The sequence below is a fragment of the Streptomyces sp. NPDC014870 genome (assembly GCF_043081505.1).
GTDB lineage: Bacteria > Actinomycetota > Actinomycetes > Streptomycetales > Streptomycetaceae > Streptomyces.
This window is the reverse complement of record NZ_JBIBWQ010000003.1, coordinates 466369-480977: the sequence shown is the minus strand read 5'-3', so window position 1 is coordinate 480977 and position 14609 is coordinate 466369. Positions and strand designations below refer to the sequence as shown.

The following is a 14609-nucleotide window of genomic DNA, read 5'->3' as shown; positions in this document are numbered from 1 at the left end:
CCGGCGATCAAGTAAGCGGGATTCGTCAGTGGGGAGTCGTAGCCCTTGCCGGTTGGCATGGACGTGGGTGTCTTGCGCCCACCTGCGGTCTTCGATCTCGGAGAACCGCCGGTGGGCTGTTGCGGACGACCCAGGTTGGCAACCGCACGGATCGGTGCCACCGCCTGCACGGATAGAAGGCGGCCGAGCGGACCACACCCTGTCCCAGCCACGCGCCCACGCGATTACACCCCGTCCCACCGTCCGGGCCTACTTCGGTGCAAGGACTACAGTGCTTCCAGGTTCGGCTTGGGCGGCTCGCCCGACTTACTTACTGGAGGCAAGACCGACCACGGGAAGTTGATCCACTCGTCGGTCTTCTTCCACACGTACTCGCACTTCACGAGGGAGTGGGACTTCTCGTAGATGACGGCGGAGCGGACCTCGGCGACGTGGTCGACGCAGAAGTCGTGGACGAGCTTGAGGGTCTTGCCGGTGTCGGCGACGTCGTCGGCGATCAGGACCTTCTTGTCGGAGAAGTCGATCGCGTTGGGGACGGGCGCGAGCATGACGGGCATTTCGAGCGTGGTCCCGACCCCGGTGTAGAACTCCACGTTGACGAGGTGGATGTTCTTGCAGTCGAGCGCGTAGGCCAGACCGCCGGCGACGAAGACTCCGCCGCGGGCGATGGAGAGCACGATGTCGGGCTCGTAGCCGTCGTCGGCGATGGTCTGCGCGAGCTCGCGGATCGCGCGCCCGAAGCCCTCGTAGGTGAGGTTCTCCCGTACGTCACTCATAGCTGCTCACACCTGCGTCCGATGGAAGTTCTGATAGGAGCGGGAGGCCGTCGGCCCGCGCTGCCCCTGGTACCGGGAGCCGTACCGCTCACTGCCGTACGGGAACTCGGCGGGCGAGCTCAGCCGGAACATGCAGAGCTGGCCGATCTTCATCCCCGGCCAGAGCTTGATCGGCAGGGTGGCGAGGTTCGACAGCTCCAGGGTCACGTGCCCGGAGAAACCGGGGTCGATGAACCCGGCGGTGGAGTGGGTGACGAGCCCGAGCCGCCCGAGGGAGCTCTTTCCCTCCAGCCGGGAGGCGAGGTCGTCCGGCAGCGTGATGACCTCGTAGGTCGAGGCCAGCACGAACTCACCGGGGTGCAGGATGAACGCCTCGTCGCCCTCGGGCTCGACCTCGCGGGTCAGGTCGAGCTGCTCGGTGGCGGGGTCGATGTGGGGGTAGCGGTGGTTCTCGAACACCCGGAAGAAGCGGTCAAGCCTCACGTCGATGCTCGAGGGCTGCACCATGGATTCGTCGTACGGGTCGATGCGCACCCGTCCGGCGTCGATCTCGGCCCGGATGTCCTTGTCTGAGAGAAGCACGCCCCCACGATACGCAGAGGGCGCGGACCTGCCCCAATCGGGAAGACTCGTCCGCGCCCGTCCGGCCATCAGCGCCGCTCGTGCTCCACCGGCACCGCGTGCCGCAGCCGCGCACACCGTGGACACCGTACGAGCCGCCCTGGCCCGATCCGCCCGGCCCCGAGCTGCTGCAACGGGAACGAAGCGGTACTGAACACATGCCCTTCGGCACAGCGGACGACGGTGCGCTCCATCGAACCCATCAAGTCCCTTCCCCGACAAGTGGTGGACGAGACAGCCACATTAGGGGATGAACAGGACACCACTCCAGGCGGCACTCCGTCACAGCGAGGTACGCCGCGACTTCACGATGGGGTACAGTGTCCGAGTCTGCGGAGCCGATCAACGGACCGCCAGGCGGATGTAGTTTAATGGTAGAACATGAGCTTCCCAAGCTTATAGCGCGGGTTCGATTCCCGTCATCCGCTCTTGAATGAAGGCCCAGGTCAGCGACCTGGGCCTTCATTGTTGTCTAGACCTGTCTGGGCTCGCGTGCCATTCGCGTGCCATACGGGACCTCATGGGGCGTCAGGCCGAGGGCTGGAAAGAGGGTGCGTGCGACCTCTGGGTCAGGCGCGAGAAAGACGCCGTCCGCCTCTACGAGGACGCTGTCGGGGTGCTGTTCTGTGGCGATCGCGCCTCTCAGGAAGATCTTGCGGTCGTCGGTTCCTGTGATGTGGGCGGTCGCTCGCAAGGGGGTCTCCAGGGGGACCGGGCCGCGGTAGCGCATCTGAAGTGAGATGGTCATTCCCGGTTTGCCGGCTGCGGTGCATGCCCAGCCCATCAGTTCGTCGAGGAGCATGGCGCTGATGCCGCCGTGGCCGTAGCCGGGCGGGCCCTCATGGGCGATGCCGAGAAGGCACCGTCCGGTGACGCCGCCGTCGACGGGAGTGACGTGCATCGGTGGCGCGAGCGGGCTGCCGGGGCCGGTGACGGGGCTGTACATCCGTACGCCGCCCGGGAACTCGTCCACTTCGGGGATCTCCGTCGGCCCGCGACGGCGGCCGGTGAGCTGTCCGGTGAGGGCGCGGACTCCGTCTGCCAGGTGGTTCAGGGCTTCCGGGGAGGCCGCGGTGCGGACGGTGGCGTCGACAAGCAGGCGCAGCTCGTGGCCGAGAGCGGCGACCGCCGCCCGCCGGTGCGCCAGGCCGCCCTCGGCCACGGGATGGTGCGGGGTGGTGGTCAGGGGCTTGTTCATCGGGTGTCTCTGTGCGTGGTCGCGGGTACGACGGCGTGGTCAGCTTGCGGCCTGGGGCGGGGTGGTGTCGCGGACGAAGACGGGCTTGAGGTGCTTCTCGGGCAGGGCGTCGGGAAGTTGCTCCCAGTCGAGGACGTGGGAGACGACCCGTTCGGGGGCGACGGTGCCGGAGGCGGCGAGGTCGAGGGCGTCGGGGATGTGCGCACGGACGTTGTCACGGGCGATGCGCAGGGTGACGCCGGTGAGGTACATGTCGAGCAGCGGCAGTTCGCCGGGGCGGAAGTGGTTGCCGGCCGACTCGCAGATGCCCTCGGGGGCGAGGGACTGCACGGCGAGCGTGAGTTGGTCGACGCGGCCGGTCGCCTCGACGGCGAGGTCGAAGCCGTGCCGGATCGGTTCGATCGACTCGGCGGTACGCGCGCCGAAGCCCTCGGCGAGCTTGCGGTGTTCGGGGTCGGGGTCGACGTACAGGACGTCGGAGGCGCCGAGGGCGCGGGCGATGTCGCAGACGTACAGGCCGATGCTGCCGCGGGCGACCACCAGCACCCGGGCGCCGGGCCGGTCCTTGAGGTGGGGGGCGACCAGGCGCCAGGACAGGGACCAGTTGTCGCTGGCCGAGGCCATGGCGACCGGGTCGAGGCCGGCGGGCAGCGGGACGAGCATGGCGTCGGCGTACGGGACACGGACGAGGTCGGAGAAGAGGCCGCCCCAGGTGCCGCCGATCGGCGCGCCGTACATCGCCATGTGCGGGACGGCGGTGCAGTGGGCGGTGAGCCCGGTGCGGCAGGGGTCGCAGGTGCCGCAGCTGATGGACCAGGGCACGACGACGAGGTCGCCGGGAGCGACGGCGGTGACGTCGTCGCCGATGTCGGTGACGCGGGCGACGCACTCGTGGCCGAGGGCGAACGGCGGGTCGATGAAGCCGTGTCCGGCCAGGATCGCGGAGTCCACGTCGCACGAGGTCGCGGCGACCGGGGCGACGATCGCCTCCTGGCCGGACCGGAGCTTCGGGTCGGGGGCCTCGCGCCACTCGACCGTGCGGCGGCCCACGTAGGTCAGTTCACGCATCGGCCTGCTCCTTGCCCTGCTGCGCCAGCGCGACCAGATCGGCGTAGCGGATGACGGAGCCGCCGGCGCCCCAGGTGCCGTCCGGCTGTTCGTGGACGAGCACCCAGACGCGCAGGGCGTCGTGCGGGGCGAGGCCGGCGGCGGACAGGACCGTCTTCGTCGCGTCCTCGACGAGTCCGGCCTTGCGCCGCTCGGACAGTGCGCCTTCCGGCACGGTCACCTCCACGAGGAAGCGGGGCGCGTCGTCCTCGGCGGTGGTCTGGGCGCCCTCGGGCAGCTCGACGAGATAGCTCCACGCCTGGGCGCGGAAGAAGGCGGTGTCGGGCGCGCCCTCCCAGCGCAGCAGTACGGAGGCGAGGTCACGCTGAACGGTGGCGCGGGCCTCCTCGGTGAGGGCACCTGCGGGGACGGTCAACCGGATCATGGGCATGGCTGCTCCTATGACGATCGTTATAGATGCCGGTCACGCTAGACTATGACGGACGTTATATCCAGAGGGGAAGTGCGCAGGTGCCCAAGAGCAGCACGCCGTCGCGCGAGCGGATCGTGGCCGGTGCGGCGGACATGATCAGCCGGCGCGGTCTGAGCGCCACGAGCATCCGGGAGATGGCCAAGCACGCCAAGGCGCCGCTGGGCTCGACGTACCACTACTTCCCCGAGGGCAAGCAGCAACTGGCCACAGAGGCCGTCCGGTTCACGGGCGAGTGGGTGGCCCGCAGCCTGCGCAAGGAGCTGGAGGCGGGCCCGGCCGAGGGCCTCCGGGCATTCCTCGCCCTGTGGCGCAAGATCGTCGTCGAGAGCGACTTTCACGCAGGCTGCCCCGTCCTGGCGGTGGCCATCGAGGAGCCCCCGGCCGACGAGATCCCACCCGCCCTGGCCGCCGCCGCCGAGGTCTTCGAACAGTGGGAGAACCTGCTCGCCGCCTCCCTGCGTGAGCACGGCGCCGAAGCCGAGCAGGCCGCACAGCTCGCGACGCTCATCGTCGCCGCCGTCGAGGGCACGGTGGCCATGTGCCGCGCCCAGCGCAGCACCGAGCCTCTCGACCGCACCGCCGAACAGCTCGAAGCCCTCATCGCCGGCGCTACCAGGAACTGACTGGCCGCGACGCATCCGTCGGGCGTCATGCAGGGCGGCCCGCTGCGGCAGCAGCGCGGCCGCGCGCGGGAGTCGTTCTGGAGGGCGGCGCGGAGGGCGGCGGCCATGGCGCGGCCCTCGCCGTCTCCAATGCTGCGGCCCGCCGTGGCCGAGCACGCCGTGGGAACCTGAACGCGGTGGCGGTGGAAACCGCTTGAAGCGGCGACCGGCAGGCCGTCACACAGGCCGACGCTCCCGGGTAGGCGCGACCGAGCGGCTCGTGCCCCCATCAGGCCCGCGCGTCCACCCATCCTGATGAGAGGCGAACGCGCGAGGCCGAGGTCAAGCGCCGAGCGCGGCGCGGATCGCCTTGACCTTCTCCTCGGTGAACACGCCGCTGTCGAAGAGCGAGAGGACGGACAGCACGCCGCCGCTGGAGCCCCAGCTGCCCTCGTCGATGACACGGAAGTTGACCCACCAGGTCGGCGACGGCTGCGGCAGGCCGCAGGCGTCGGCCATCGCGGCGAGGATGCGCTCGATGACGGCGGCCCTGACCTCCCGCCGCCAGTCTCCGTCCATCACCGCCACGTCGATCACCATGACGTCGGCGTCCGGACCGATGTCCGCAAGGAGCCGGCCGCCGATGGCCATCATGTCGGGCTCGCGCTCCACGAAGTGCACCTGGAATCCGACCCGCGCGGGCGGGGCGAACTGCCCCACCTCGGGCACGAGGACCGCGTCCGTCAGCGATTCGGCCAGCTTGCGGCGCTGCTCCTGGCTCAGGCGCCCCGTCGGGGTGTTCACGGTGATGATCGTCACGAGATTCTCCTATGACAGTCGTTATAGACGACTCCAGGGTACACGCGGCTATAACGACTGTCATAGGAGGAGGCGGGCCCGGGCGCCCCTGGGCACCGTGCCCGGCGAGCTGACGGACCTCGGCACGAAGTCGCCGCTCTGGAACCCTCGTCCGTGCCGGGTACGTCCCGAGTTCAGTGGTGCATCGCCAGCTCATCTCGCCGTGACGGTCACGGAAGCTGGTCAGCTCGCCCGCGTAGCTCCGCTGGAGCCTCCGGGCGGAGCCGGAAGCCTCTGGGCCGCAGGGGCTGCGCCCAGGCCCCGAACCGCTGCGCGCTGCCGCCGGACATCGGCGTCGATGTCGTCGGCGAGCTTGCGCTGGTGGGCCTTGGTGGAGTGCTGGTAGATCAGCTGGGCCCGCTCGGAGGACTGGCCGGCCCGGACCATCAGATCCTTCAGCTTGGCGCCGGTGTCGGCGGCGAGGGTGTTGCCAGTGTGCCGGAGGTCGTAGAAGCGGAACCGCTTCGGCATGCCGACCGCGTCCCGCGCCTTGCGCCATTTCCGGCCGAAGGTGGTGCCGCGCAGGGCGGCGCCCTTCTCTCCCACGAAGACGAGGCCGTCGGGCCCGTCCTGGGCGAACCATTCCAGATGCCGGCGGACGTCGAGGAGGATGAAGCCGGGCAGCATGATCTCCCGTTTGCCCGCACGGGACTTGGGGTCGCCGATCACCCGGCGTCCTGTGTTCAGTTCCGGGGCGGCGCGCCGGACCCGTACCGCGCCGGCGTCGAGGTCGATGTCGGCTCGGCGCAGTTCGGCCAGCTCCTCCGGGCGCATGGAGGCGAAGGCACCGAGGAGGACCATCAGCCGCCAGCGGATGCCGATGGCCTCCGCGAGCGCGAAGACCTGCTCGACGGTGGCCACGGGCCGCTCGTCCGCGTCCTCGCGGCCCGCCCCGCGGATGAAGCAGGGGTTGCGGCGGAGAAGGTCGTCCTCGACGGCCGTCTGCATGATGGCCTTCAACAGGCGATACGACTTAGCAGTCGTCGTGGCGCCGGTCGCCTTGCGTCGTTCCGCACGCCAGGTCCTGACCTTGGCGGGGCTGATGGCGTTGACGTACTGGTCGCCGAAGGTCGGCTCCAGGTGGAGGCGGAGCAGCCGCCGATACAGCTCCTCGGTCGTCGGCGCGACGCCGCGCTCGTCAATCCAACGCTTGGCGTATTCGGCGAACATCACCTCGCCGGCGGTCGGATCGATCCAGTCGCCTCGCGCCTGGTCCGCCTGGACCTGGGCGAGGAAGAGCTCGGCTTCACGCTTGGTCTCGTACGTGTCGGGCGCGGCGCGCAGGACACCGTCTGTTCCGGGATAACGGGCCTGCCAGCGGCCCGAGGGGAGCTGGCGGATCGCGCCGAAGCTGCGGCGTGGAGCCCTCTTGCGGGATCGTGCCATCAGGCCACCAGCCCGAAGCCGGTGCGGCGGGTGCGGACCGGTTCGACGGTCCGCTCCTCGACGTACGCGGTCAGCACGCTCTCCGCGATGCGGACGTGCTTGCCGAGCTTCACGTAGCGGATCCGGCGCTCGGCGATGAGGCGGCGGACGAAGCGCACGCCGGTACCGAGGCGTTCAGCGGCCTCGTCGACCGTGAGCAGGCGGTCGTTGTTGTTCACCTCCTCCGCCGTGCGGGGCTGGACGGAGGCATGGGGTATCGCCGTGTGGCGCAAGCAGGGTCCTCTCCTGGCCTCGGCTGATGGGGCGGCAACCCCGGCCGGGCCGGTCGTTCAGGGATGGGATGGGCGTGTGACTGGCCGGGGCCTGGGGTTTGCGGTCCAGGACGGCCGTAGGAGCGGGCTACGGCTGGGGCGGCGGGCCGAACTCCTCCTGGTTGATCTTCATGGTGTTCTCGGCGATGGCGTTGCTGACCATCACGTCGGCCTCCTCGCGGATGTCCGGGTGCTCGTCGAGGTAGGCGGCGAGTTCGGCGGTGGCCCGGCGGGCCGCGTGCTGGGCTCTCTGGGCAGCCGCGTTGGCGGCCACGACGGTGTCGATCAACTCCATGGCACGGCCGGCCGCGGCCAAGGCCGGCGGGCCGACGAGGTTGGACAGCGACACCCCGAAGACCTCGGCGAAGCCGATGGCCTCGTCGAGGTTGATGCGGCGCTTGCCGTTCTCGATCCGCCACACCGCCGAGGGGTTCATCTCGTAGCCGGCCTCGTTGAGGCGGTCGGAGAGCGTGGTGGTGCTCCAGCCACGGTTCTCGCGCTCGGCTTTGATCCGCTTGGCGGCGTTGTCCTCGCCCTTTAGCAGGACGCCCTCGGGTGACGTGTCCTCGCCGTCATCGTCGGACATACCCCCTCCTTCCTCTCGCAGCATGTTCCTGCAATTCGCAGCAGCCTAAACAGTACACCATGTTCTGCCGCTTGCAAAGTAGCTCTGCTTCATGCATAGTTGTAGACATGCCGTACCGCTGCGATCCGCTGGAGACCGCCATCACCTAGCCCGACATACAGAAAGCCCCCCGGTGCTACCAACACCGAGGGGCTCAAAGCGCAAACCTCACGCCGCCCATCCCTGAACGACTAACTGCATGGCCGGGATTGCCGTCCCATATGGCCCGCAGATTGAGGAGCTCGATGTCCAGTATGGACGAAGCCACCCCGAACACGCCATCGCTTCCCGCCGCCTGGCCGCCGCCCGCCATCCCAAGCCAGCCGACCGCCCCCGCGCCCGCCGCAGGCGCCGAGGGCATAGAGGTCCTGGACCTGCTCCGGGACGCGATCCGGCGCTATGTCGTGATGCCGAGCGAGGAGGCCCTGACGGCGACCACGCTGTGGGCGGCGGCGACGCACCTGCAGACGGTGTGGCAGCACGCGCCGCGCCTGGCGGTGGTCGGTCCGGCCAAGCGGTGCGGGAAGTCGCGGCTGCTCGAAGTTCTGATCGAGGCGGTCCATGAGCCGCTGATCACGGTCAACGCGTCCGCCGCCGCGATCTTCCGGTCGATCGGCGCGGGCGACCCGCCCACGCTCCTCGTGGACGAGGTCGACACGATCTTCGGCAGCGCGAAGGTCGCGGAGAAGAACGAGGAGATGCGCGGCCTGCTCAACGCCGGCCACCAGCGCAACCGGCCCACCCTGCGCGTCACCGGCCCCAACCACGAGGTGGTCAAGTTCCCCACCTTCGCCATGGCGGCCCTCGCCGGAATCGGGGACCTGCCCGACACGATCATGGACCGGTCGGTCGTCATCCGTATGCGCCGCCGTGCCGAGTCCGAGAAGGTCAGCTTCTGGCGTTACGGCCGTGACGACCTGGCGCTACGCGAGGTCCGGACCCGGCTGGCGGCCTGGCTGGCCTCCGTACGCGAGAAGGCCCTCGCCCTGGAGCCGAAGCTGCCGGTCGAGGACCGCGCCGCCGACACGTGGGCACCGCTGATCAGCGTCGCCGACCTCGCGGGCGGACACTGGCCCGTCCTGGCCCGCACCGCGTGCACGGCCATGACCGACTACGAATCCGGGCGCGACGAGGACGGCGGACTCAAGATCCGCATCCTCGCCGACATCCGCCGCGCCTTCGCCTCCGAAGGAGACCAGCCGGCGATCCGCACCGGCCGCCTCCTGGAGATCCTCAACGCCGATCCCGAGGCGCCCTGGGCCGAGCACAGCCCCAACGGGCTCACCCCGCGCGGCCTGCAGATCCTGCTCCAGGACTACGGCATCAAGTCGGGCAACCGCCGCTTCCCCGGCGGCCACCAGGCCAAGGGCTTCACCCGCGCCCAGTTCACCGACGCCTGGACCCGCTACTGCCCTCCCGAGGCAGCAGCCACGCTCCCGGTCGAGCCCGACGCCTGACCCTCCCCGACTCGTCCCACTCGTCCCCGCGCAGGTCAGCGCGGGGACGAGTCACCGACGCGCAACGAGTCGACTCGACATCACCGCCCCACCCGTACCTGCCCTGACCAGCGGCGGGACGGGTGGGACGAGTCCCCACCGCCCACGGCGGCCACGGCCCTTCCCCACCCTGGAGACCGCACTCTTGCACTTCCCTGCCCCAAACACCCCGGCAGCCATACGCCGTATCCGCGCCCGCATCGCGCGGCTCACCTCGGCCGCCGAGGGCAAGACCGTCAAAGAGAACAACGCTCGCTGGGCGCCCGCACCCGATGGGGGTCGTCGCTTGAACCGCGCGGGCCGCTTCACCCTCGTCCTCGGCCTGGTGGTCGTCGTCCTGATGGCCTTCCGGGTCTCGTGGAACGCCCTGTCCGACGTGGCCCGGGCCATCGGCGCCGACCCCACCGCCGCCCTGCTCTACCCGATCGTGGTCGACGGGCTGATGGCCCTCGCGCTGATCGCCGCGCTCGTGCTGACCGGTGCCGACCGGACGTTCGCGCTGCGGGTCCTGGCGTCCTACACGATCGCCAGCCTCCTGCTGAACTACGTGCACGGCCTTGTACCGGCCCTGCACACCGACTCGATCCAGTGGGGCCGACTGACCGACCTCGACTACGCGAACTGGGCCCTCGTCCTGCTGGCCACCTCGCTCCCGGTCGGGTCGATCTACTTCGGGTCGGACCTCGTCGCGAAGGTGCTGCACCACAACCACGAGTCGGCCGACTCCCCCGAAATGGCTTCTGCCCAGTCGGCTGGGGAGCAAGTCCCACAGTCGATGCCTGACCGGGCCGAATCAGCTCCTGAGCAGCTGACCGAGTCGACCCCCGTGAAGGTCACCGAGGCACCCGTAGTGGAGCCGACCAGGGGCGTCGAATCGGCCCCCGCCACCCGACCGCGCCAACCGGCCCCAGTGGCGAAGCCGACCGGAGTCGCCCCGCGTCGGGCGACCGGTCGGGTCCCCGCCGCCAATTCGACCGCCGACCGCACCCTCACCGACACCGAAGTCCTCGACAGGGCCCGACTCCTGACCGCCGACTGGACCGACGATCAGCTGACCGCCGAGCGGCTGCGAACCGAACTACGGATCGGCCAGAAACGCGCCCGCATCCTGCGCGACCAACTGCAGGCCGACCGCGCTGGCCAGGCCCGGCCCGTCGCGGACGACGGCTTCGAGGTCGGACCACTCGACGGAGTCGATGAAGCCGCCTTCCCCGCCGGCGCCGTCTGACCCCCGCGAAGGCACCAACCCCGCCTTTCCGGCGCATCCCGTGTCCCCGTGAGCCAAGCACGGGGACACGGGGCCGCACACAGCCAAGCACCCCACGGAGAACCGATCCCATGCACGACCCGAACCACGAACTCCCCACCTTCCAGCAGGAGATGACCACCACCAACGGCGCAGCAAGTTGTCGGGTAAGGAGTCCTTACCCGGCCTCCGCCCCAGGGGCGGCGGAGGCTTCCGGCGCCGAGGGGGCGCCGGTGTCGGCCGGCCCGGGGGAGCCGACTCGGGGAGAGGCCACGCAGTCACGCGCGCCGCGCCGTCGTCTTCGCGAGCCCACGCTGCGCGAGAAGCGCGTCCACCCGCGCTACAGCAATGACGAGTTCGCCCTCCTCGCGACAGCCGCCGACCTGAGCCGCATGTCGGTCGGCGGCTACGTCGCCGAGACCTCGCTCGCCGCCGCCCGCTCCGACGATCCCACCGCCGCGGTGGCCGACTACCGCGCCATGGTCAAAGCCCTGATGGCCGCCAACCAGCAGCTCGCCGCGATCGGCCGCAACCTCAACCAGCTCACCTGGCACCTCAACAAGGACGGCGCGTGGCCCGCGTCGGACGTCGTGGCGCGTCTGCTGGACCGGGTCGAGACGTCGATCGAGGACGTGGACATAGCCGTCGCCCAGGCGACCTCCGGACGGTGAGCACGTGATACCGAAGATCATCCTCGGCAGGGGCGCCCGCGCCACCCGCCGTCTCATCGGATACCTGTACGGGCCCGGCGGCGCTAACGAGCACACCGACCCGCACCTGGTGGCGTCCTGGAACGGCTTCGCCCCCGACCCCGGCCGCAGCCCCCACCGCACCCCGAAGCAGGTCGAGGACCAGCTCGCCTCTCAGCTCGACCAGCCCGTGAAGATGCTCGGCGACAAGGCCCCGACGACCACGGTGTGGCACTGCCCCGTCCGGGCCGCACCCGAAGACCCGATACTCACCGACGCCCAATGGGCGGACATCGCCCACCGGATCGTGGCCGCCGCCGGCATCGCCCCCGAAGGCGACGAGGAAGCCTGCCGCTGGGTCGCCGTCCGCCATGCCGACGACCACATCCACATCGCCGCCACCCTCGTACGCCAGGACGGCCGCCGCCCCCGCCGCGACCACGACATCCGCGCCGTCCAGCGCGAAGCCCGCAAGATCGAAGCTGACCTCGGACTCCGTCGCCTCAATGCTGGCGACGGCACCGCCGCCAAACGCCCCACCAGCAAGGAGCACTTCAAGGCCAAACGACAAGGCCAGGACACCACCACCCGCGAGATCCTGCGCCAGCGCGTCCGCCGGGCGGTGGCCGCCGCCTCCAACGAAGCCGAGTTCTTCGGGCTCCTTGAGGCGACTGGCGTGAACGTACGTCCCAAGACCGGACCGTCCGGCGACGTCCTCGGCTACAGCGTCGCCCTGCCCGGCGACCTCAACAAGGACGGCGAACCGGTGTGGTTCTCCGGCTCCACCCTCGCCGGCGACCTCTCCCTGCCCAAGATCCGCCACCGCCTCACCACCACCAGCCCCGAACCCGTCACCGCACGGCCGGCCGACCCTTGGCACCAGGCCACCGCCGCCACCGAACGCATCCCCCACCACCTCACCCACAGCAGCGACCACATCGCCCAAGGCCAGCTCGTCGCCCTCGGCGGAGCCCTCGACCTCCTCCCCCTCACCGCACCCGCCGCAGCGCGGACCGAACTCGAACGGGCCGCCGCCCTCTTCGAGCGCGCCACCCGCTCCCGCATCACCGCCGATCTCGAAAGCACCCGAGTCCTGCGCCGCAGCGTCCAGACCATCCTGCGCACCCCCGCCGCGACAGGCGACGGAGCCGGGCTGGCGATGCTCCTGGACGCCGTGCTCATCGCCGTGGCGTTCGCGAGGCACTGGCACCGCACCCACCAGCACGCCCAGCAGGAGGCGGCAGCCGAGCAGGCCCTTGTCCATCTCCAGACCGCGTACGCGCACGTCGCCGTCCCGGTCCTGGACGACCTTGCCCACCGGACCCCAGGCATCCAGACCAAGCACCGCTACGCCCGCCACGTCCAGCAAGCAGTCCCCGAACACGCCGACCGCATCCTCCAGGACCGCGCATGGGACGCCCTCGCCACCGTCCTCGCCGACGCGGAAGCAGCCGGCCACAACCCGGCCAACCTCCTCGACCAGGCCCTCGGCCAACGCACCCTCGACGACGCGCGCAACCCCGCCCGCGCCCTGACCTGGCGCATCCACCGCCTCGGCCAACGCCACACACCCGGCCCCCGCGCCCAGGCAGCCATGGCCCGCAGCACCACGCTCCCTACCGCCCCGACCCACCTGACAGCAGTCACACCGGTCACCATGCAGCAGCAGCCGCACACGCGACGGCGGTGATCAGCCGGCCTGTTCCGAAGCGGAACACCGACGCGTTCCGTTTCGGAACACCCGTCTCGTTCCGAAGCGGAACAGGCCGCAGCCCGTTCATTCTGTGAACGGCGGTCGTGTTCACTCGGTGAACGGCCGGCCTGTTCACCGAGTGAACAGGCCGGCCTGCGGAGTGCGGAAGGGATGCGCAGGACCGCCGCCGCACCTGCAACTGCCTCACGCGCTCGCAGTGTCCTGGGTACCGTGCTGGTGACGAACTCTGTACGGACAGACCGGCGCACCCCGCACGGACGTCCGGCGGTTGGGGAGGTGTCCTGATGCTGGAGGAAGCCGAGGAGATCGGCCGGCGCGTCCGCAGGGCGAGGCTGCGGCTCGGGATGCCGCAGGCCGATCTGGCCACGGCCCTGGGAAAATCACAGGGCTGGGTGTCGAAGATGGAGCGGGGCCTGATCGAGCTGGACCGGGTCGGTCTGCTCAACCAGGTGGCCGCCGAGCTGCACGTCCACCCGAACGACCTGATCGGGCGCCCGTACAGTAGCTCCCCGGACGACAACCAGTGGCAGGTCGCCGCCTCGTCGATCCTGCGCGAACTGCGCCGCTACGACCTCACCCCCGTCTTCGACGGGACACCGCGCCCGGCGCCGCAACTGTGGCGCGAGGTCACCCGCCTCCACCGGCTCCGGGACACCGCCTCGAACGTGGCGATCCTCCGCGTGCTGCCTGACCTTTTCCGCGAGGCACGGGCCCTGGCCGAGGTCTCGGAGGGGCACGAGCGGGAGGAGGCGTACGCGATCTACGCGGTGTGCTGCAAGTTCGCCCACACCGCCGCCCACTCCCTTGGCCACCCCGAGCTCGTGGCGATGGCCTGCGAGCGGGCCGCGTGGTCGGCACGCCTTTCCGGCGACCCGGTGCTGCCGGCGATCGCGGACTGGATGCGGGTCTGGGACATGTGGGCGACGGCAGACTGGGCGGACGCGCTGGCGCTCTCGGACAAGGCCATCGGGTCGGTGCAGCAGGCGTACGAGCACGGCGAGCCGCTGGCCGTACGGGCCTGGGGCACCCTCCAGCTCCGGGCGGCGGTCTCCGCCGCCCGCGCCGGCCGGGCGTCGGAAGCAGAGGACCGGATCGGGTACGCGAAGGACGCCGCCGAGCGGATGGACGCGTGCGTCGGAGCCCCGGTGTACGACCGGCATTCGCTGACGTTCTCCGCCGGGAACGTGCAGATCCATGCCATCAGCGTGGCCCTGGAAATGGGCGAGCAGGGCAAGGCCCTGGAGATAAACCGCCGCACCAGCCCCGAGCTGGTGGCCGCGCTGCCCAACTCCCGTCAGGGGCACCATCACATGGACATCGCGCGGGCCTGGTTGTGGGACGGCAACCGGGCCAAGGCCCTCGGAGAGCTGGAGACCGCCGAGCGGATCGCGCCCCAGCTCGTACGGAACCACCCCATCGCCCGCTCCACCCTCCGCAGCATCGTCTACGCCGAACGGGCCGCCACCCGCGAGAAGTTGCGGCGCATGTCCGACCGCTTTCACCTGGACGGATAGGGGTCGTATTCCTCGGGCTCATATTCGGGGTCG

At 70.4% G+C, this 14609-nt stretch carries 15 protein-coding genes and 1 tRNA gene; 7 read left to right on the top strand and 9 right to left on the bottom strand.

The genetic code is table 11. From position 1 onward, the window contains the following. Positions 1-266: 266 nt before the first annotated feature. Both ACF09C_RS10850 and dcd read right to left on the bottom strand, forming a co-directional pair. Positions 267-776, bottom strand: coding sequence for a phosphoribosyltransferase (locus ACF09C_RS10850; protein ID WP_392091015.1), 510 nt, complete (start codon positions 774-776; stop codon positions 267-269). A gap of 6 nt (positions 777-782) precedes the next feature. Then, positions 783-1358: a dCTP deaminase gene (dcd, locus tag ACF09C_RS10845; protein ID WP_392091013.1), complete on the bottom strand. Its 576-nt coding sequence runs from the start codon at positions 1356-1358 to the stop codon at positions 783-785. Between the two features lie 396 nt (positions 1359-1754). Here dcd and ACF09C_RS10840 point away from each other — a divergent pair. Continuing rightward, positions 1755-1825: transfer RNA gene (locus ACF09C_RS10840), tRNA-Gly, on the top strand. Between the two features lie 44 nt (positions 1826-1869). Here ACF09C_RS10840 and ACF09C_RS10835 read toward each other — a convergent pair. Genes ACF09C_RS10835 through ACF09C_RS10825 form a run of 3 tightly spaced genes read right to left on the bottom strand, consistent with a single transcriptional unit; the run spans position 1870 to position 4093 of the window. Further along, on the bottom strand, positions 1870-2595 hold the full coding sequence (locus tag ACF09C_RS10835) for a PaaI family thioesterase (protein ID WP_392091012.1): 726 nt from the start codon (positions 2593-2595) through the stop codon (positions 1870-1872). A gap of 39 nt (positions 2596-2634) precedes the next feature. Further along, the gene (locus ACF09C_RS10830) at positions 2635-3663 is read right to left on the bottom strand and encodes a zinc-binding dehydrogenase (RefSeq protein ID WP_392091010.1); all 1029 of its coding nucleotides are present in this window, start codon (positions 3661-3663) and stop codon (positions 2635-2637) included. Further along, positions 3656-4093, bottom strand: a complete 438-nt coding sequence (locus tag ACF09C_RS10825; RefSeq protein ID WP_392091009.1) for a 4-oxalocrotonate tautomerase family protein — start codon at positions 4091-4093, stop codon at positions 3656-3658. Before ACF09C_RS10825 ends, ACF09C_RS10830 begins: the two co-directional genes overlap by 8 nt. An 80-nt stretch (positions 4094-4173) precedes the next feature. Between ACF09C_RS10825 and ACF09C_RS10820 the strand changes: the two genes are divergently transcribed. Continuing rightward, positions 4174-4758, top strand: coding sequence for a TetR/AcrR family transcriptional regulator (locus ACF09C_RS10820; protein WP_392091008.1), 585 nt, complete (start codon positions 4174-4176; stop codon positions 4756-4758). 321 nt (positions 4759-5079) lie between these two features. Here the strand turns inward: ACF09C_RS10820 and ACF09C_RS10815 are convergent, their stop codons facing one another. From ACF09C_RS10815 to ACF09C_RS10800, 4 genes are all read right to left on the bottom strand, one after another. Next, entirely contained in the window at positions 5080-5556 is a 477-nt protein-coding gene (locus ACF09C_RS10815) for a 4-oxalocrotonate tautomerase family protein (protein ID WP_392091007.1), read from the bottom strand. A 222-nt stretch (positions 5557-5778) separates the two neighbouring features. Further along, positions 5779-6981, bottom strand: coding sequence for a tyrosine-type recombinase/integrase (locus ACF09C_RS10810; RefSeq protein ID WP_392091006.1), 1203 nt, complete (start codon positions 6979-6981; stop codon positions 5779-5781). Then, the gene (locus tag ACF09C_RS10805) at positions 6981-7199 is read right to left on the bottom strand and encodes an excisionase family DNA-binding protein (protein ID WP_392091409.1); all 219 of its coding nucleotides are present in this window, start codon (positions 7197-7199) and stop codon (positions 6981-6983) included. Before ACF09C_RS10805 ends, ACF09C_RS10810 begins: the two co-directional genes overlap by 1 nt. A 181-nt stretch (positions 7200-7380) precedes the next feature. Continuing rightward, positions 7381-7878: a helix-turn-helix domain-containing protein gene (locus ACF09C_RS10800; RefSeq protein ID WP_392091005.1), complete on the bottom strand. Its 498-nt coding sequence runs from the start codon at positions 7876-7878 to the stop codon at positions 7381-7383. A 293-nt stretch (positions 7879-8171) separates the two neighbouring features. Here ACF09C_RS10800 and ACF09C_RS10795 point away from each other — a divergent pair, with 293 nt between their 5' ends. The 5 genes from ACF09C_RS10795 (at position 8172) to ACF09C_RS10775 (ending at position 14576) form a co-directional block, all read left to right on the top strand. Then, entirely contained in the window at positions 8172-9374 is a 1203-nt protein-coding gene (locus ACF09C_RS10795) for a DUF3631 domain-containing protein (protein ID WP_392091408.1), read from the top strand. Positions 9375-9699: 325 nt separating this feature from the next. After that, a complete protein-coding gene (locus tag ACF09C_RS10790; protein ID WP_392091003.1) occupies positions 9700-10641 on the top strand; it encodes a DUF2637 domain-containing protein in 942 nt (313 codons plus the stop codon). A 110-nt stretch (positions 10642-10751) separates the two neighbouring features. Continuing rightward, positions 10752-11330 (top strand): plasmid mobilization protein, encoded by a 579-nt coding sequence (locus ACF09C_RS10785; RefSeq protein WP_392091002.1) that lies wholly within the window; start codon positions 10752-10754, stop codon positions 11328-11330. Between the two features lie 4 nt (positions 11331-11334). Then, complete coding sequence (locus ACF09C_RS10780) at positions 11335-13038, top strand: mobilization protein (protein ID WP_392091001.1); 1704 nt, start codon at positions 11335-11337, stop codon at positions 13036-13038. 308 nt (positions 13039-13346) lie between these two features. Next, positions 13347-14576: a helix-turn-helix domain-containing protein gene (locus tag ACF09C_RS10775; RefSeq protein ID WP_392090999.1), complete on the top strand. Its 1230-nt coding sequence runs from the start codon at positions 13347-13349 to the stop codon at positions 14574-14576. Positions 14577-14609 lie beyond the last annotated feature (33 nt).